This is a genomic window from Weissella paramesenteroides, from assembly GCF_051903945.1.
Lineage (GTDB): Bacteria > Bacillota > Bacilli > Lactobacillales > Lactobacillaceae > Weissella > Weissella paramesenteroides_A.
Genome location: NZ_CP192268.1, coordinates 75937 through 95022, shown reverse-complemented (window position 1 = coordinate 95022; position 19086 = coordinate 75937). Strand labels below are relative to the sequence as shown.

Here is a 19086-nt window from a genome sequence, read left to right as displayed (position 1 = left end):
GAACGTATAGTGTTTTTGCTGTACGTGAGATGTTTTTAAAACAATTAAGGTGGTACCGTGCTAATGCGCCCTTAACTTTAACCAGAAATTTGGTCAAAGTTAAGGGCTTTTTTCATAATAATTTGTAAATTTTGGGAGGTGATGTCTTATAGAATCCGATATTAGTCATTTAATAAATAATAATCCGACAATCAGTCATCTATTTAGCCATAATAATAAGACAGACGCCTCATATGGATAATTTGTCCAATTTTTATGGCTAATCAGTCGAAGAAAGAAGGCAATCAGAATGAAATATGCAGTATTAGGATCAGGTGCAATGGGATTGCGATTTGGCGTCTTACTACAAGAAGCCGGTTTTGAAGTAGATTTTGTAGATACATGGGATAAACAAGTCAGTACCATTCGGTCACAGCATGGCGTCTATGTCTCCCGTGACGGGCAAAATAAACATCTCGTACCAATCAACGTATACTCTCCCGAAGAATATGACGGCCGCGCAGAGATTCTGATTGTCTTTACCAAGCAGTATATGCTAGCAGAACTTTTGGATCGTTGTGAACATTTCTTTAATGACAAACACTATGCTTTAACTTGCATGAATGGCATGGGACATATTGAAAAACTGAACCAATACTTCTCTGCTGAGCATGTCATTGGTGGCACAGCCATGATTGGTACCGTGCTAAACAAAGCAGGCGATGTGGATTTCATTGGTCAAAAAGGCGCTGGATCAGTGAATTTTGCGAATCAAACCGAACAACCAGATGATGTCACCCAGCAAGTGGTCGCTGATTTTAAAGCAGCAGGTATGAATCCAACGTTAACAACCAATTTTAATGGTACGTTAATGGCCAAAGTTGTTTTCAACTCAGTGGTCAACACGCTTTGCACAATGTTTAAAGTCCGTATGGGTGAATTCATCCAGGCACCAACAACACGTGCTTTATCGGTCCAGTTAATTGACGAAGCCTATGATGTTTGTGAACGTGCTGGCATTAAATTATTAACCTCACGCCAAGAAGAATGGCAGCAAGTGGTTACTGTTAGTCAGACTGGTAATCCCTTGCACTTCCCTTCGATGTATCAGGATTTATCAAATGGTCGTGAAACCGAAGTGGATTATATCAATGGCTATATCTATGATTTAGGCAAAAAGTATAATTACGAAGCATCTACCCACAATTTCTTACGTCATCTGGTGCATCTCACTGAATTTACGGATAAGTTTGATGTCAATGGCTTTATTAATCAGGTCATTGAAGATGATAAAGCTCATGAGCAAAAAGTTGCTGCCGTTTCACAGTAAACATATTACAATTTAATCAATCAATTTATTATCGTGAGGAGAATATATCATGAAAGAAAAAGTTGAAAACTTGGATTGGAACAATTTAGGATTTGAATATCACGATTTGCCCTATGACTTTGAGGCAAAGTACAAAGATGGTGAGTGGCAACAAGGTGAATTAACGACTCGTTCAACCGTCGAATTATCAGTTGCTGCCGAAGTGCTCCACTATGGCCAAGAAGTTTTTGAAGGTCTAAAAGCTTATCGTCGTAAGGATGGTAAGATCAATCTATTCCGTCCTGAATTGAATGCTGAACGTATGGTTGATTCTGCTGAACGTATGATGATGGTTCCTTATCCAGTCGATGCTTTTGTCGATGCCGTTAAGCAAGTTGTTAAGGCTAATGAAGAATTTATTCCACCATATGGTACAGGTGGCTCTCTCTACCTACGGCCATTTATGATCGGAACAAGTAGCGTAGTTGGTGTATCACCAGCAACTGAATACACTTTCCATATTTATGCAACACCAGTTGGTGCTTATGTAAATGGTCTAAATCCTGCCCCATATACTGTGAGTGAGTATGACCGTGCTTCACACGCTGGTACCGGTCAAGCAAAGACCTCAGGAAACTATGCAAGTAGCTTATTCTCTTCAGCAAAGGCTCATCAAGAAGGTTATGCTGATTGCCTATTCTTAGACCCTCGTGAACACAAGTATGTTGATGAATTTGGTGGTGCTAACTTCTTTGGTATCACTAAAGAAGGTCAATTTGTAACCCCTAAGTCAGAATCGATTTTACCTTCTATTACCAAGCGTTCTCTACTACAATTGGCAAAAGATCAAGGATTAGATCCGGTTGAACGCCCAGTACCTTTTGATGAGATCGATCAATTTACTGAAGCTGGTGCTATGGGAACAGCTGCAGTTATTTCACCTGTTGGTTCATTAACTTATGATGGTAAGAAGCATGTTTTCTACAGTGAAACTGAGGCTGGACCTGCAACAACAAAATTGTACAACGAATTAGTTGGTATCCAATATGGTGATCGTCCTGATCCATACAACTGGACACAAACTATTGATTAATTATATCGTTATCAAAAACGACTGGACTCATAATGAGCTCAGTCGTTTTTGATTTATTTTTTAGATGCAATAAAATCCAATGATGTTTTTGAAAAGAGCGTATTAATCAGTAATAGGCTTTCTTTCAGTCGCACCGTATCTGATGATCTACCATATCGACTAATTATGCCAATAATCCCACTTGCCATAAAATCAAACATATACGAAAGTTCTTCATCATTTTTATTTCCTTCTGTTAAGAATTCTTTGCTCCACACTTTCTTTAGCGCATCCGCAGCAAGATTAGCAAGTTCCGATGACCCGTCCTTACCAATTAAGACACTTAAGCGCTCAATGACATGCATTGTTTCTGGATCTATGGTGACATTTTCAATTTCACCAGTAAAATAAGCCTGGGCTATTTTAGTTAGTTCAACAGGTATGCTTTCCTTAAGCATCTTCCAAGCTAAATCATCCACATTATCGAAATAGTAATAAAAAGTTGCTCGATTACATTCAGCTTTTTTTACCAGTTCACTTACTGTAATCTGTGCTAAAGGTTTGTTTCGCAATAGTTTCCAGAACTCTTGTCCAATACGACTACGGACTGGATTCTCATTTTCACTTTTTTTAGGTCTGACCATTACATCCCCTCCAACAGATTAGCAAAATTGCTGGTTTTTTAAAAAATATCTAATGATATTATAACAGTATATTAGGTGCGACATTAAAGTAAAAAAACATCTGATGACACAAATAAAATGACAATATCTATTAGTTCTTTTGAATTAAGGGGGAAATATATAATGGGAACAAATTTTCAAGCAAAACCAGATAACATCGAACGTCCAAATCGACCAATGTTTATTGATCCAATTGGAGATTTACAACCTCAAGTCGGCATGATGGGAGATTCATGGTTCATTTGTGCCACTCTTGAAGCTGAAGATCGAGAATTCGGTATACTCGTCCACTACATCAAAAAACCTACTCTATCTGGTACAAGTACAATTGCGATTGCTGACATTTCTACTAGTCGCTATTTACTTGATGAAGCTAAAGAGGCTGATTACGAAACTGTCGGCCAAGGTTTTAAAGTTTCAAGTGATAATTTAAAGTGGTCTGCAGATGCAACGACAATGGCAGCTCAAGGAAAAACAGATGCTGGCGATTCATTTGATTTGAAATTAAAGCGCCAAGGACCAACTATTGCTTATAACGGTACCGGAAGTTTCCCATTGATTGACAACAAGCTAACCACCTATGAATATGGATTCCCAAGAATGGACATTACAGGTATCGTTACTGTCGATGGTAAAAACTATCCAGTGACTGGAAATGGCTGGTTTGATCGACAATGGTTCCCCGTAGCAGACGCTTCAACCCTAGCATCTGGTGATACACGTTGGATTTGGATATCAATGCCCCTTTCTAAGGGTGAGGTAGTAGCCGTTTGGAGTGCTACTGGTAAACAGGAACATAGTTGGGCCGATATCTTGCATGCTGATGGTAGTCACACGATTGCTGATGTTGATCCTATCTCAGAGAATATGTTTGGTATCTGGACGAGTTCAAAGAGTAACATCAATTGGCCATCTGGCTGGAATGTAACTATTCCTAGCGTGAATGCAAAGTTGAAGATTACTATTGATTTCCAAGGACAAGAAACTTTCGAAGGATTCCATCGAATTGAAAGTGTCACTCACATTCAAGGAACCTATAACGGTGAAGAAGTAACTGGTCGTGGTTGTGGCGAAATTGTTGGTGATCCACAAATCAAAGAAATTTACTAATTACTAACTAAAATTATATTTAAGAAACGAGGGAACTTTTATGGCAATTGAAAATCTTGGAATTGGTCGTTTTAGAGCTAAAAAATCAGATCATGAAGCAATTGAACGTACAATGCGTGAATTTTATGATTATGAAAGTGCTCATCCAGAAATTTATCATTATTCTTCAACACGCACCTATACCATGCCTGATGAGGAAGATCCTGAAAAAGAATACTGGATGTTCGTAGATAAGTTTGAAGACTACGACGATTATATTCAATCTCTTTATAAAGCTTCTCATGATGACGATAACAAAGAAGGTCAAAGACTAATGGCTCAAGTTGTTTCTTATCATGAAGGCTTTATTGGCAATGCCATTGATCACTGGACGGAAGTGCCAACTTTACGTGTAGATGATCAAGGTCGGTAATCATCATCGTTATTAAATAAAAAATAGAGGAGGTAAGAAGAATCCATAGATTCTTCTTACCTCCTCTTTATTTAGCTAACACGTCATTTACTTCGCAATAACTTGCCAATTTAATGGCACTTTAACTGTATATTTCACACGAACTAAATGATTGTCTTCTTTCATTTTAAATAACCATTTTGTAAAATCAGATGAATACTGCCACTTGGTTGTCCTTGTTATTAATTGTGCCTGCTTGGTATCCACTTTTTTAAACGAAGCTGTCTTTTTAAGACTATTTAGCATATCATCTTTATCTGGTGCAAAATGTGCGGTTGCTTTTTTATCAGTCGCTGCATCTTTATAGACCAGAACGTAATGGTCCTGTTCAATCTTTTTGGCCATCAGCATCCCAACTGGCACATTAGCTGGCGCTGCCGAATAGATTGCTTTCGTTTTTGTTTGTGTCACTTTTTCCATACCAAAATGATTAGACATATTGGCAGACAGGGCCGCAACAGAAGCAATTAGTAAAATGGCAAACAGACCACCTAACCCATAGCGTAACCCCTTATTTTTAATTAATAACAAGCTAACAATTGTTAACACCATCAATATTACAATAATCCAAAGAATCATCATTAATCCTCCTTTTCGCTTTGCATAAAGATGACAAATATTAACCCAATGACTGCAAATGCTAGACTAATAATAAATGCCCATTGGAAGCCATCCAAAGATGCATCTAATACTTTCTTTGCATACTGCAATGGTGCTGTCTTCTTCATGCTATCATTTGGTGTGTTGTTATTAATAACACTTTGAACAACTGATGTCATCAGAGCAACAACGACTGAACTTGATACTTGACGTAACGTATTATTGGCTGCCGTTGCATCAGCTGCTTTCGCATCAGGCAAAGCACTCATCGCTGCCGTTGTTAATGGCATCATCAGCAAAGCGATTCCTACCATTCGTAAAGCATATAACACAGTAATAATAATGGTTGGTGTTTGTTCAGATAAGAAAATAAACGGTAGTGTACCTAATAGTAAGATAAAGAAACCAACAAAAGATAGTCGTTTAATGCCTACTCGATTATAGAGCGCACCTGCAATAGGACTCATAAGTCCCATAAACAAAGCTCCCCACAAAAGTGTTAACCCTGAATCTAATGGTGTGAGACCACGCACATTTTGTAGATACGTTGGTAACATCATCTCAACACCATACATCGCCATTGAAATTAATAACAAACCAATTGTTGGAATCGTAAAGTTTTTGTTCAAGTAAACACGGATGTCCAAGAATGGTTCAGATAACTTTAATTGACGTATTCCAAAAATAATTAAAATGATAATACCAACGACGATTGGCGTAATAACGCTTCCTAAATCTCCCCAACCATCTGAGCTGACATTGGTAAAGCCCCACAAGAACAAACCAAATCCGATGGTCGAAGTAATAATTGAAAACAAATCTAACTTCACAGGACGATTTTTCAAAACATCTCTAATAAAGAATGGTGATAATACTGTCGCAATAATAATCAAAATTAATGGCAAAATAAAAATTGAACGCCAGTCGTTTGTTATTGTTAACCCTAAAAAGGTATGGTCTTTATTCAAAATTAATCCAGTTAATGTTGGTCCAAATGCCGGTGCCATTCCGACAACCAATCCCATTAACCCCATTGCAACACCACGTTCTTGTGGTTCATACATATTGATAATAACTACTTGTAACAAGGGTAGCATCACACCAACAGCGATTGCTGCAACAATTCGACCAGCTACAAATAGCCACCAATAGTTTGCATCTTCTGGGGTGAACATACTCATTAGTACCCCTACGGTCAATAATCCATATGCAATAATATGCAAATACTTTGTTGAAAAACGATTGGCGAAATACGCTGATAGTGGCACCATGATTCCATTCATCAATAAGAACCATGTTGTTGCTTGTTGCGCGGTTGCTAAATCAATGTTAAATGCATTCATTAAAGTTGGTAACGCTGTTCCTAATGAGGTTTGCATTAACCCACCTGACATTGCCGCAATCATCATTACAATCAATACAACCGTGCGATTATATGACTTGCCATGTTGATCTACTTTCATCTCTTCTCTCCTCAACTTCATCCTATTTTCCATTGATACATAATGTCTCAATCGATGTTTTACATCATAACACTCAAATAAGTGTGATACAATATGTATCAGTGACACAAAATCATAAAACATGTCTCATAGGAGCAAATAATGAATCACAGCCAACAAGAAAATTTACGTGTTAAAGATCAAATTGTTGATGGCCTTTTTTCACTTTTAAAAGAGAAATCTTTTTCTAGTATTAAAATTACGGACCTTATCCAATCAGCCAATGTTGCTCGCGCTAGTTACTATCGTAATTTTGATCAGATAGAAGATATTCTTGTCTATTATTTCCAAGATTTGCAACGTGATCGTCAATACCCCTTACAAGGTAATCCACTACATGACAAACAAAATGATTTACCCGGTGTACAAGAAAGCTTTGAATTAATTTACGCCGAGAAAGAGCGTATCACGTTACTGTTAAAAAATGGTTTATCAGATTATTTTTACCAGCTACTTTCTGATCAGATTATAGACGCTGTTGGTGATATGTCAGCTAACTCACCCGAACGATATCGACTAAACGTAGTAATTGGTACTATGTTTAGTATCATTTCAGAATGGCTACTATCTGGAGCTAAAGAATCTCCTAATGAAATGGCAAAAATTACTTTGTATTACTTAAAAAATGGTGTATTAGCATAAAGAATAAAAACCACAACAGTATAAAAAGAGACATCAGACTACCAACTTAGCAATGTCAGTAGTCCGATGCCCCATAAAAGATTGAATGATTTGTTGCACTCTGTTGCCCAGCTTATTTATATGACTAGTAAATTATTTACCGCTGAATACAGGAAAATCACTTGAATTACCATAATCTTTAACTTGTGGTAGTTCTTTTAAAATCGTCATATCCGCTGCGGATATTTTAAAATCAACAGCCGCATTATTAGCAATATGCGTTAAATTTGCGCTCTTTGGTAAAGGCAATGTTCCCAATTCCAAGCAATAACGAATAGCCAATTGTGGGACAGAAACCTTATATTTATGAGCCATTCGTTGAATCTGTTCATTTTGTAAAATTTCACCATGTGCTACTGGTGAATAAGCTTCAACTAAAATATCATGTTTTTTTGCTTGTTCCAGTAAATCAAAAGAAGTGTTCCCAATATGCGTTAATAATTGATTAACTGCAGGTTTAACTGATCCATTTTCTAAAACGTTCGCTAGATCCGTTTGCAAAAAATTAGAAACACCAATTGCCCGTACCTTTCCTGCTTGAAGTGCCTCTTCCATCGCACGCCATACTGACAAGTTTTCTTCAAAATATTGGTTTTTACCATGAAATTCAGCCCAAGGCTCGGGAGCATGAATCAATATTAAATCTGCATAATCTAATTCTAGTTTTTGTAACGATTCATCAATTGATTTTTTGGCAGTTACATAATCTTTAAATTCAGCTTGAACCTTAGTCGTCACAAATAACTCATCTCGACTAATTCCGGTCGCCTTTAACCCTGCACCAACACCTTGCTCATTACCATAAGCTTGGGCAGTATCAAAGTGACGATAACCGATTTGTGCTGCTTGTTGCACTGCTGTAGCTACCTCATCATTATCAATCAACCAGGTACCAAAACCTAATTTAGGGATTTTGACACCATTATTCAATGTATATTGTTCATTTAAGATTGTCATCCGTTTACCTTTCTTGTTCAACTAATTGCTATCAACTTAAGATAATGCAGAATATTCCTTATCTGTCACTGGTTCTAACCATTCTGAGGTGCCTGTAGTAATTGCTAAATGGCTAAACCAAGAATCCTTAGTCGCTCCATGCCAATGTTTGATACCATCATGGGCAATTACAACATCACCTGGTTTTAATCGTTGTGCTTGTTTTCCTGCCTCTTGATACCAACCTTCACCACCAGTTACCAATAAAATTTGACTACCGTTATGATGAATATGCCAGTTATTACGACAACCAGGCTCAAATGTTACATTACCCACAGGCACACTAACATCTTTTCCAGGAGTTACTAATGCATTGTTATAGCTCTGACCAATAAAGTATTGGGCGTAAGCATCATTCTTTGGCCCAGTCGCAAATACCCCAGGTTGTTCAACTTTTTTAGTTGTCATTTTTCTCTCCTTTTTTAGAAAAAATTATTTTTCTGGCCAAACTTCTTTTGCTCGATTAAAAGCTGACCAAGCTTTGGGCCAACCTACATAAAAAGCTAAATGAGTAATTTCAGCGACAATTTCTTTCTGCGTTATACCGTTATTTTTTCCGATTTGTAAGTGCGCGACTAACTGCTCAGTATTCCCCATAGCAATCAAAGCTGAAATCGTTACTAATGAACGATCATGTGCAGTTAGCTCATCTTCTTTGCTCCACACTTCACCAAATAAAACATCATCATTCAAGTGCGCAAATTGTGGTGCAAAAGTACCTAATTGTTCTTGTCCAGCCGTTTGTTTCTTAGCCATTAAAAAATCCTCCGCTTAAAAGAAATCATTAAATTATCTAGGTAAAATTTTAACTGTTGCACTGACAGAATCCTTCTCTAACATAGGTGGTAAATAGGGACTACCTTGATACTTCGCCTGATATGCAGCACTAATTTTTGCATCTAACAAACTGTCTCCAGCTGCATTTATAAACACTGTTTCAAACTCTTTACCTGCTAACCTGATCTTACCGGCTTGTTGTGTCATAGCTGACTGATACCATCTTGAATTTTGACCATTGTATGCTCGTACATATAAATCATGATCAACGACAACCGACCAAACCCAAGTTGGTGTACCATAAGTTTTCCCATCTGCGTAAAATGGTGAAACGTGCATGTCATCAGCACTTACGAATGCATCTAATTGTTCTACTGTCCATTGCTTAGTCATTTATCTTTCCCCCAGTCTAATTTCTCAAATACAGCATACTACTTAAAGCACACTTTAAGTCAATTAAAACGATTATTGTTAAATTTAAAACTATTTTTGTATAATCATTATTAAACCTAACTTTAAAAAATCTATAAGGGGATTCTAAAATGAATGACTTTTCTAATAGTAAAAAATATAATATTGGGGAATTTAGTCGTAAGTTTAATTTGCCCACTTCCACATTAAGATACTATGAAAATGAAGGATTGATTAAACCACAACGGTATCCAAATGGACGGCGTTACTATACTGAAGAAGATGTGAGTTGGCTTAAATTTTTGAATCATTTAAAAGGAACTGGCCTTAGTATTAAAGAACTCAAGCAATATATTCTGTGGCGTGAACAAGGAGACAACACCATTCCGCAACGACTTGAACTTTTAAAAACAGCTAAACACAATTTTCTAAGCGAGTTTTCAGAAATTCAACACCACCTCCAAATTTTAAACGATAAAATTAACTGGTATGAAGCAAAGCAAACTGGCATCATTTCTGAAGATGAGAATTTTGCAGAATATTTGCAAGCTTTGGGTCATCATGAATAATTTAAAAACAGGAAATAGAAGTTATTATATGCTAAAAGGACCTCGCAAGTGTCAGACATAAAAATCTAACACTTGCGAGGTCCTTCATTTATTAAGTTCAACAATATTTCACAAATATTGGTACATATTCTTTAAGACGATTTCATAACCATCTGAAAACATGTGCACACCATCAAAGGTTAATTTTGGTAACAAATCACCATTTTCGTCAGCCAACCCATCATTAACGTTGATAAATTCATAGCCAAATTTATCAGCAAGTTGTGCGACCTGCTGACTTGCTTGCGCTAAACGCTCATTACTTCTAGCGCTGTTTTGATTATTACTCTTAGCTGCTTGTATTGTTGGGTTCATGGGATAGTAAGCCATAATATAAACCGTTGTTTGTGGCAATTTTTGCTGAAAGGTTTGTAAGATTCTTTCATAATTACCAATGAACGTTTTTTCTGAAATACCAAAATCAATATCATTACTACCTATGTTAATAAAAATTTTAGCAGGTTGTAAATCGAGTACTAATTCATCAATATGTTGTAATAAAAACTGTGTCGTCGTCCCGCTAACACCACGATTATAAATTTTTTGTTTTAACTCTAAGTTTTGTTGCATCTTTTCGATTGGAAACATCTCCATTAGAGAAGAACCTGCACAGACAATCTGGTCTGGCAATGCCGATTTATTTGCTTTGACATATTTCCTTAAAACGTCCATTTCCCGCTGCTGTAATTGTGCTACCGCTTCTTTTTTCCCCACTTGAAAACCCTCTTTTCAATAAATCATACTTTCCCCAATGACTAGATATTTACTTATCAGCCGTAATAAAATCTAAAATTTTAAACATGACCGCTTTATTAATATCAGGAACCGGTGTCTCTAAGATATCATCCGCTGTCTGGTTAAAAATTGATCCCTGAATATATGGAAAGTCATTAACCACCATCTCACGAACATTATCAGCTAGTGGTTCAAAATGAAATTGTAGTCCCACTACCCGATGGTTCATCACAAACCCTTGGTTTTTAACTGCATCACTAGAAAACAGTAATTCAGCCTCTTTAGGCACTTCGAACATTTCTTCATGCCAATGTAATGCCACTAATTTTTCGGGGATGTCGGGGATAATTTGACTCTGTCGATACACTGGCGCCCAGCCAACTTCCTTGGCTGGTGCCTTTGAAATTGCATAGCCTAGCGTCTTAGCAATTTGTTGTGCGCCATAACAGGCACCCAACATTGGTACGTCTTTATCTAACAACTCCTGAATGAGTTCCCGTTCCTGTTTGATCCATAACAAATCATCATTTGGACTCATTGGTCCACCCAAAATAACTAACAAATCGGTTTCATCAACCGTTGGTAAGTAACCAAATTGATAGGGATGATAGATAAATGTTTGATGACCCTTTGCTTGTGCCCAGTCCAAAATCGAACCAGGACCTTCGTTAGGCGTATGTTGCAATATATTTATTCGCATAAAAAACCTTTCCACACCCAAAAAGTGTCACCGGCAATTTGATATGGGTTTCGCCTGCAACTACCCGTAATATTGATTAATTATAACAATACTTTTAACTAGCTAACATGCCAATACTGAACGTGTAACTATTTTTTCTGATACTGACGTCGTCCACGTTGCTTATCTTTGGGTAACTCTTTAACACCTGGATAATGCCCCTGCCGTACTTGCCGCAAAAACTGATTGCCAGCCATCACTTTGTCCCCAATATACAATTGGTCCCAATCTGACTCACCATACAAACTTGGCAACGAGAACTTTTCACCGGCATCAATCTTTTTTAGATTAGCATCAAAAACATCAAAAATTGGTTTCATATTTTCTTTCATAACATCCTCCCCTAATAACGAATCGTCATACTGCCTTTGGTGTTATTATAGAACTTCATTGCCAAGTATTGTTTTTATTGCCCTTGCGACAATATCTGGATGTTCCCAGTGAATTTGATGAAAGTCTCCTGCCGGTATTACAACAGAGTTATCTGTATAGTATTCTGAACGTCGGTATTCGTTAGCACGAAATGATTGCGAAATTAATATACTTGGTAATGTTTTTGGGAACATTATTTCAGAATATTGGGTTATTGTCTCAACCCAATTTTCTCTATGTTTCTCTTCTATAATTTCATTTCCCCTTGCTTCATCTAATAAATGTGTCTGCCAAATTTCATCAGCTAAAGATTTAGAAAAGTTTTCATATACTCTATCTTTAACCAATTGTATTTTATCCTTTTCACTTAATTTAGCAACCTCTGCCTCAATCTTTCGGTATGCAAACCCATGGGGTGGATTTAACACAGATTCACGATTTAAAGGCTCTATCCCTACAAATCCAATCACATTCTCAAGTTGCTGCACTATATGTAATGCATATAGTCCTCCTAAACTATGTCCAACAAGAATAATTTGTTTTGCTTGCTGCCTCTTAATTAAATTTGCAATCATTTTTGCTTCTTGAATTAATTCAAATGACCGTACTTCTAATGAACTAAGTCCAGAGTTAATATAGTCTATTGCAAAAACACCGATATTCTCTGGTAATAAATTAATAACTGGTCGAAATGTTTGTTCAGTATCGAAACTAGCAGCCCCACTTAAAAAAACAACCATCTTTTCCCCATTACGGATAGACACTTTATATGTTCCTAATATTGTTTTTATTTGTTTATCAATCAACATATTGCGCATTTAAACCTCCCCTTAGTACTAACCAAAATATTTATCGGGTATATCCTGAACAATTTTGATCAATTTCTCTATAAATTTCTCAGGTATTTCTTTGAAGTCAGTATCCTAACATCAGGATACTAATTATACTTAAATGCAGTTAACACATAATGTTATATGATTTGCCACTAAATAAAACAAGGAAGAACCTGAAACAATTTCAAAGTCCTTCCTTTACTTTTTATTTTTTTATATCTATCTCTAGCTCATTTATTCTACTTCAATTTTGAAGAAGTCAATGTCAGATTATTCCAGAAATAATTGTTTCCATTACTCAAATCAAAGCCTTTCACACGCTTATTAACAGGTACCCATTGGTAACTATTATCTGAAGCAACGTAAGCAGCTTGATCATTCATGTAGTCTTGCCACTCCTTGAACTTATCAGTACGGTATTTGTCGTCCCATGCCTTCTCACTGTTCAAGTCGTTAATTAATTGTGTATTTTTCTTCGTGACAAAGTGGCCCATGTTGAATGGTGCATCTGCACCATATAGTTGTGTTGGTGTTGGTTCAGAAGACAAACTCCAAGCAGCAGCAAAGATATCAATTTTGCTTTGCTTTGGCTTTTGCAAAGTATCATAGAAACTATTCATTTCCATTTCCTTACCAGTTGCCATCTTAACATTCAAACCAAGTTTACGCCAACGTTGCAAGTAATCTTGATAAGTTGCGTGACTTGTAGAACTACCCTTCATAGCACCGAAGTAAATAACTAACTTCTTACCATTTGGTTGTGTACGCCACTTACCATCTTTCTTATAACCTGCCTTGTCAAGTAACTTGGCTGCTTTCTTTGGACTATATGGGAAGCCCTTAGCCGATTGGTCAGAATACTTATCAAAGATTGGTGGAATCAAAGTCTTGGCACGCCATCTAACACCATTGCCGAATTTCTCATTTATGGCATCTTCATTGATCGCGTACATCATTGCTTGCCGTAGATTCTTGTTTGCCATCTTAGACTTAGGATCCATCACGTTAACTTGTTTCTTTGTGTCATATTCACCAACGTTAAATCCAAAATAGTTGTATCCTAGATCCGGATGACCAACAATCTTGTAATTCTTAAGATTTTTCAGATTCTTATAGCTGGTACCACGCATAACACCTGCTGGTGTGGTAAAGTCATACTTTTTGGTTTGGATGGCTTTATCAATACTATTAGATGAAACAACATTGATCGTGATGTGCTTAATCTTTGGTGCCTTGCCCCAATAGTACTTATTTGGTGACCAACTAGTTGACTCTCCTTCAACTACCTTATCCAACTTATATGGACCAACAAAGACTGGATTCTTTCGAACTTGGTCAGAAGCTGCTAGTTTATCAATAGCGACCCCTTTGTATAGATGGTAAGGTGCAACAGTACCCCAAATAAAGGAATTGCCAGAAAACTTCATGCTTGGTGATAATGAACTGTACTTAATAACAACAGTCTTACCATTTTCACCGTCAGGATAACTGATACCAGAAATCGTTGAAGCTTTTCCTGAATGATAATCAGCCATACCCTCAATTCGCTCAAAATCAGCTGAATATTGTGACGATGTTGACTTAGGATTAGCAATAATTTCATATGGGTATTCAACATCGCGGGCAACAACTGGTTGGCCATCAGACCACTTGGCATTATCACGAATAGTAATCGTCACCGTATTATTCTGTCGATCTAGTTTTTGATTAGCCAACCCGCCATCAACCACTTTGAAATTATCATCCACATTGAACAAATTGCTACTACCACCAGGACTGAATACGTTAGAATCTTCTTGATTATCTGCTAATGTTGGCTCTGAAATCCCCTTAAAGGGTGAATCATTTGGCTCAGCCACCTTTAGGGTACTGTCATTATTTGCTTTTGTACTTTCCTTAGCATTATTCTTAAATGTGTCGGATAGTTTTGCCTTTTTTGTAGCCGCTGAAACTGTGGTTGTATTATCGATACTGAAAGTAGCTAACGATACGGCAGCCAAGACAGCCGCTGATGATACAGCCCATTTTTTACTGGTCTTATTCATACGTTTTCCCCATTTCTTTTTCAACTCATGAAATTACCTAATATAACGACAAATTTAATTAATATTTACCACCTGATGCACCACCACCCTAAATATTTTAAAAATCCATATAATATGTTATTTAGCCGCCCGACGTTGTGATGCATTTGCAGCTCTGCTCATCACTTGACCGATATAACTAATTGACAGACACAAAATTATGATTTCGATTGCTGCTGGTAACCATGTCCACCAGTACTGCGTAATATTATTGGGATCATTCGCATTCGCAATCAAAGTACCTAATGACGGAATATTTGTTGGCAACCCAAACCCCAAATATGATAGTCCCGTCTCAACACCAATATTCTCAGCAAATGACAAAGTCGTATCAACAATAATCAATGAAGAAATATTTGGCATGATTTCCCTAAAAATAATTTTCCAAGCACTAGTTCCAGAAGTAATTGATGCAGATACATAATCTTTCTTACTTTCCGCCAGCGTTCGTGATCGAATCAATCGTGATGTGCCCATCCAATAAAATACTGAGAATATTAATGTCAGTGTGACTGAATTATAGTTATCGATAATGGTAACAAGTACAATAATCATCATAGTCATAGGAAGCATCATCATGAAGTCATAAACACGTTGCATCCCCCAATCAATATAGCCACCAAAATACCCAGAGATTAATCCCCAAGCAATACCAAAAGTTGATGAAATAACCGTCAATCCAATCGCGATACCAATCGAATTACGTGATCCAACAATTAATTGCATCGCAATTGATCGACCATTAGCATCTGCACCTAACAAGAAACCTTCATGTCCAGGTGGCGTTAAGTATGCCATGATGTTAGTTGTCATCATCTTGTCACTATTAATAAATAGCGGCGCAATCATAACAAATAATATAAATCCAACGACAATAATCAACGCTATTAACGCTGGCCGATCCGCTTTAAATTCGTTCCATAAAATCTTCGTTGATGAAGGGGCCGCTTCTTGCTTGGCTTCAGCAGTTAAACGTTGCAATTCTTGAGGTGATATTTCAGCCACTCTACTCGTTGATGCCATTTTATATGCCCCCTTTCTAACTGATTCGAATCCGTGGATCCACAATGCTCAAAATAATATCTGATAATAATGTTCCTAGTAAATTCAAAATACCAAACAACAACACTAGCGCCGTAATAACGGTATAATCACGGTAGCTAATTGAATCAATAAATAACATGCCCATACCTGGATAAGAAAAGATTGTTTCTGTAAAAATCGATCCATTCAGTAATCCAGTAATTGAATAGCCACCAAACGCAGCAATTGGCAAAAGAGAATTACGGAAAATATGGTGCCGATAAATTGCTTTACTTGGCACTCCTTTTGACCGCGCCGTTCTAACATAATCAGAATGCTTAGCGTCAATAACCTCTGAACGCATATACTGCACAATATTCACGGTGCCAAATAAAGCCCCTAACAATCCCGGTAATAAAATATGAAAGAAGCGTGAGCCTAATGTTCCAAACCCTTCAGCATTTGCGGAAACCGATCCCGTTGTCGGAAACCAATTTAATACGTAGCCAAAAATCCATAATCCAATAACTAAAATAACGAAAAATGGAATACAGTAAGTCACGTAGGTATAAACACGAATAATTGTATCTGGTAATTTACCTTCATGTTTTCCTGCGTATAAACCAAGTGGCAGAGCAATCAAATAGGTTAATACCATGGTAAATAGTGATAACCACAACGTATTGATGGCTCGTTCACCAATCAAATTAGAAACTGCCTCATGATACTGATAACTTTGCCCCAAGTCACCATGGAATAAATGAACCACCCAATTCCAATACTGTTGATACCATGGGTCATAGAGACCATTAATCTGTTTCAAATGTTCAATTTGAGTTGCACTTGATCGTGGATTGATTGAACCTGTAAATGGATCACCCGGCATCGCCTTTGCTAACAAAAACACCAAGATACTTAACAAAATGACTTCGGGAATCATGATTAAAATTCTTCGAAAAATTGTTTTCCACATTAATCATCACCCCTTTGCTAGCTTTTCTTCTGGCAACGCGACAAAGTGCGTTGGTGACACTTGAATCAGTGGATACGCTAAGCCATCTTTATCATAATATTGGTTTGATTGCTCTTGATAGATTTTCTCAATTTCTTTTCGTTGCTGCTGTCTTTCCTGACGATGTGCCACATCAACTTCTGGAATTGCTGCTAATAACCGCTTGGTATAAATGTGCATCGGATGTTCATAGATATCTTCACGTGTCCCAACTTCAACCAAACGTCCTTTATTCATAATGGCAATATTCTGACACATATGACGAACCACACCTAAGTCGTGTGAGATAAATAAATAAGAGATGCCAAATTCACGTTGAATTTTTTTCATGAAATTCAAAACTTGTGCTTGTACAGATAAATCCAACGCAGATACTGGCTCATCTGCAATAATTAGCTTTGGGTTAGTTGCCACTGCACGTGCAATGCCAATACGTTGCCGTTGCCCACCTGAAAATTGATGTGGATACTTATACAATGACTCTGGATTTAAACCAACTGTATCTAGTAGTTGCAAAACACGAATTTTTTCATCCTCAGCTGATAAGTGTTGGAAATTTCGTAGTGGTTCAGCAATAATATCTAACACTCTTTTCCGCGGGTTCAAACTAGATAACGAATCTTGGAAAATCATCTGTACATTCTGGTTATATTTTATATTGTGGCGGGCACTGCCCTTTGTAATATCGACTCCTTCATAAAGGATTGATCCTGATGTTACATTTTCTAGACCTACAACCGACTTACCCGTTGTTGATTTTCCTGAACCAGACTCACCAACTAATCCGTAGGTTTCACCCGCCTCAATATTAAAATTGATCCCATCTACAGCCTTAACCTGATCGGTCACTCGATTCAAAAAACCTGAACGAATTGGGTAATGGACTTTTAAATTTTTGATTTCAATTAAACTCATACCCGACTCTCCCCCAAGCTTTTAAAATAAAATTCTTTATAACACGTGCATCTTACCTGATGCCCGGATACAATTTCATGCATCGTTGGGTTCTCTTCATGAGCCTCTGCTGAAATCCACGGAATTCGTGCAGCAAAACGATCACCTGACTGAGGCATCCGTTCAATTGATGGCACACTTCCTTGAATCACATACAAGTCGTCATTATCAACATCTTGATTACCTTGTGGCATTGAACGCAACAAAGATCTTGTGTATGGGTGCCGAGGGTCACCAAATACTTGTTCTGTTGTGCCACGTTCAACAATTTCACCTGCATACATCACCGCAACTTCGTCTGCCGTTTCAGCTACAACCCCTAAATCATGAGTAATCAAAATAATACCCGCATGATTTTCACGTTGAATTCCCCGCAAAACATCTAATATCTGTGCCTGAATCGTAACATCCAATGCCGTCGTTGGTTCATCCGCAATGATGATATCTGGCTTGCATGCAATCGCAATCGCAATGATTACTCGCTGGCGCATACCACCAGAAAGTTCATGTGGAAATTGATTTGCTGTTCGCTCGGGGTTAACAATGCCCACTTGGTCTAACAATTCAATGACACGATCATGCTTCTCTTTAGCTGTCATTTTCGTATGATAATCCAATACTTCCTTAATCTGGTCCGCAATTCGCTTCAAAGGATTTAAAGCTGATAGTGGATCTTGAAAAATCATCCCAATCTTAGCGCCACGTACTTCATTTAAGCCGTTCTCATCAAATTGTAGTAAATCCTGACCTTTAAATAAGACTTGCCCTGAAATATGGGTTGCATCTGGATTATGCAACCCCATAACAGTTGTCGCCAACGTACTCTTTCCACACCCAGACTCACCGACAATTGCTAATATTTCATCCTTTTTTACTTCTAAATTTACGTGCGACACCGCATCATAGTACTGCCCACTAATTTTAAAAGATGTTGAAACATCATTTAGTTCTAGCAACACATTGTCTTCAACCAATCTACTCACCTCATATCATTGCACATAGCATCCTCTGCTTAAATTTATCATAATTTTTTAATATTATAATAAAATGGCCTTGATACTGCAAGTTGTTTTTTAATTTTATTCTAATCTTATTGTAATTTATCAATAAAACATTCGTATTTAGCGTACATAAAAAGGCATCATATCAGCATTT

At 37.2% G+C, this 19086-nt stretch carries 22 protein-coding genes; 6 read left to right on the top strand and 16 right to left on the bottom strand.

Annotation, left to right across the window (positions count from 1 at the left end; all coding sequences use genetic code 11):
• Positions 1-289: 289 nt before the first annotated feature.
• Together ACQ4QH_RS00465 and ACQ4QH_RS00460 are read left to right on the top strand one after the other, a co-directional pair.
• On the top strand, positions 290-1309 hold the full coding sequence (locus ACQ4QH_RS00465; RefSeq protein ID WP_439818870.1) for a ketopantoate reductase family protein: 1020 nt from the start codon (positions 290-292) through the stop codon (positions 1307-1309).
• Positions 1310-1358: 49 nt separating this feature from the next.
• A complete protein-coding gene (locus ACQ4QH_RS00460; protein WP_408068651.1) occupies positions 1359-2381 on the top strand; it encodes a branched-chain amino acid aminotransferase in 1023 nt (340 codons plus the stop codon).
• Positions 2382-2434: 53 nt separating this feature from the next.
• On the opposite strand, the gene ACQ4QH_RS00455 is transcribed toward ACQ4QH_RS00460, so the two are convergent.
• Positions 2435-3004, bottom strand: coding sequence for a TetR/AcrR family transcriptional regulator (locus tag ACQ4QH_RS00455; RefSeq protein WP_439818869.1), 570 nt, complete (start codon positions 3002-3004; stop codon positions 2435-2437).
• Between the two features lie 162 nt (positions 3005-3166).
• Between ACQ4QH_RS00455 and ACQ4QH_RS00450 the strand changes: the two genes are divergently transcribed.
• Both ACQ4QH_RS00450 and ACQ4QH_RS00445 read left to right on the top strand, forming a co-directional pair.
• Positions 3167-4153, top strand: a complete 987-nt coding sequence (locus tag ACQ4QH_RS00450) for a lipocalin-like domain-containing protein (protein ID WP_439818868.1) — start codon at positions 3167-3169, stop codon at positions 4151-4153.
• A gap of 40 nt (positions 4154-4193) precedes the next feature.
• The gene (locus ACQ4QH_RS00445) at positions 4194-4565 is read left to right on the top strand and encodes a hypothetical protein (protein WP_439818867.1); all 372 of its coding nucleotides are present in this window, start codon (positions 4194-4196) and stop codon (positions 4563-4565) included.
• An 87-nt stretch (positions 4566-4652) separates the two neighbouring features.
• Here ACQ4QH_RS00445 and ACQ4QH_RS00440 read toward each other — a convergent pair whose 3' ends face one another.
• Positions 4653-5186: a DUF4811 domain-containing protein gene (locus ACQ4QH_RS00440; protein WP_439818866.1), complete on the bottom strand. Its 534-nt coding sequence runs from the start codon at positions 5184-5186 to the stop codon at positions 4653-4655.
• Entirely contained in the window at positions 5186-6667 is a 1482-nt protein-coding gene (locus ACQ4QH_RS00435) for a DHA2 family efflux MFS transporter permease subunit (protein WP_439818865.1), read from the bottom strand. Before ACQ4QH_RS00435 ends, ACQ4QH_RS00440 begins: the two co-directional genes overlap by 1 nt.
• Positions 6668-6808: 141 nt before the next feature.
• Here ACQ4QH_RS00435 and ACQ4QH_RS00430 point away from each other — a divergent pair, with 141 nt between their 5' ends.
• Positions 6809-7348 carry a TetR/AcrR family transcriptional regulator gene (locus ACQ4QH_RS00430; protein ID WP_439818864.1) on the top strand — a complete coding sequence of 180 codons (540 nt, stop codon included), beginning with the start codon at positions 6809-6811 and terminating at the stop codon, positions 7346-7348.
• A gap of 132 nt (positions 7349-7480) precedes the next feature.
• Here ACQ4QH_RS00430 and ACQ4QH_RS00425 read toward each other — a convergent pair whose 3' ends face one another.
• From ACQ4QH_RS00425 to ACQ4QH_RS00410, 4 genes are read right to left on the bottom strand one after another with little or no spacing between them, the layout of a single operon-like run.
• On the bottom strand, positions 7481-8344 hold the full coding sequence (locus ACQ4QH_RS00425; RefSeq protein WP_439818863.1) for an aldo/keto reductase: 864 nt from the start codon (positions 8342-8344) through the stop codon (positions 7481-7483).
• Positions 8345-8380: 36 nt separating this feature from the next.
• Positions 8381-8791, bottom strand: coding sequence for a cupin domain-containing protein (locus ACQ4QH_RS00420; RefSeq protein ID WP_439818862.1), 411 nt, complete (start codon positions 8789-8791; stop codon positions 8381-8383).
• Positions 8792-8815: 24 nt separating this feature from the next.
• Positions 8816-9139, bottom strand: a complete 324-nt coding sequence (locus ACQ4QH_RS00415; protein ID WP_131473983.1) for a carboxymuconolactone decarboxylase family protein — start codon at positions 9137-9139, stop codon at positions 8816-8818.
• A 33-nt stretch (positions 9140-9172) separates the two neighbouring features.
• The gene (locus ACQ4QH_RS00410; RefSeq protein WP_439818861.1) at positions 9173-9553 is read right to left on the bottom strand and encodes a DUF2255 family protein; all 381 of its coding nucleotides are present in this window, start codon (positions 9551-9553) and stop codon (positions 9173-9175) included.
• A gap of 149 nt (positions 9554-9702) precedes the next feature.
• Here ACQ4QH_RS00410 and ACQ4QH_RS00405 point away from each other — a divergent pair, with 149 nt between their 5' ends.
• Entirely contained in the window at positions 9703-10140 is a 438-nt protein-coding gene (locus ACQ4QH_RS00405) for a MerR family transcriptional regulator (RefSeq protein ID WP_439818860.1), read from the top strand.
• Positions 10141-10248: 108 nt separating this feature from the next.
• Here the strand turns inward: ACQ4QH_RS00405 and ACQ4QH_RS00400 are convergent, their stop codons facing one another.
• The 9 genes from ACQ4QH_RS00400 to ACQ4QH_RS00360 form a co-directional block, all read right to left on the bottom strand.
• On the bottom strand, positions 10249-10893 hold the full coding sequence (locus ACQ4QH_RS00400; protein WP_439818859.1) for a GDSL-type esterase/lipase family protein: 645 nt from the start codon (positions 10891-10893) through the stop codon (positions 10249-10251).
• 49 nt (positions 10894-10942) lie between these two features.
• A complete protein-coding gene (locus tag ACQ4QH_RS00395; protein ID WP_131473986.1) occupies positions 10943-11614 on the bottom strand; it encodes a type 1 glutamine amidotransferase in 672 nt (223 codons plus the stop codon).
• Between the two features lie 128 nt (positions 11615-11742).
• On the bottom strand, positions 11743-11985 hold the full coding sequence (locus ACQ4QH_RS00390; protein ID WP_439818858.1) for a single-stranded DNA-binding protein: 243 nt from the start codon (positions 11983-11985) through the stop codon (positions 11743-11745).
• A 45-nt stretch (positions 11986-12030) separates the two neighbouring features.
• Entirely contained in the window at positions 12031-12843 is an 813-nt protein-coding gene (locus ACQ4QH_RS00385; protein ID WP_439818857.1) for an alpha/beta hydrolase, read from the bottom strand.
• Between the two features lie 254 nt (positions 12844-13097).
• Complete coding sequence (locus ACQ4QH_RS00380) at positions 13098-14903, bottom strand: oligopeptide ABC transporter substrate-binding protein (protein ID WP_439818856.1); 1806 nt, start codon at positions 14901-14903, stop codon at positions 13098-13100.
• A 117-nt stretch (positions 14904-15020) separates the two neighbouring features.
• The gene (locus ACQ4QH_RS00375) at positions 15021-15965 is read right to left on the bottom strand and encodes an ABC transporter permease (RefSeq protein ID WP_439818855.1); all 945 of its coding nucleotides are present in this window, start codon (positions 15963-15965) and stop codon (positions 15021-15023) included.
• 16 nt (positions 15966-15981) lie between these two features.
• Entirely contained in the window at positions 15982-16938 is a 957-nt protein-coding gene (locus ACQ4QH_RS00370) for an ABC transporter permease (protein ID WP_131473990.1), read from the bottom strand.
• A gap of 6 nt (positions 16939-16944) precedes the next feature.
• Complete coding sequence (locus tag ACQ4QH_RS00365) at positions 16945-17892, bottom strand: ABC transporter ATP-binding protein (protein WP_259703877.1); 948 nt, start codon at positions 17890-17892, stop codon at positions 16945-16947.
• Positions 17889-18914 carry an ABC transporter ATP-binding protein gene (locus ACQ4QH_RS00360; protein ID WP_439818854.1) on the bottom strand — a complete coding sequence of 342 codons (1026 nt, stop codon included), beginning with the start codon at positions 18912-18914 and terminating at the stop codon, positions 17889-17891. The genes ACQ4QH_RS00365 and ACQ4QH_RS00360 overlap by 4 nt, the downstream gene beginning before the upstream one ends.
• Between the last annotated feature and the right edge of the window lie 172 nt (positions 18915-19086).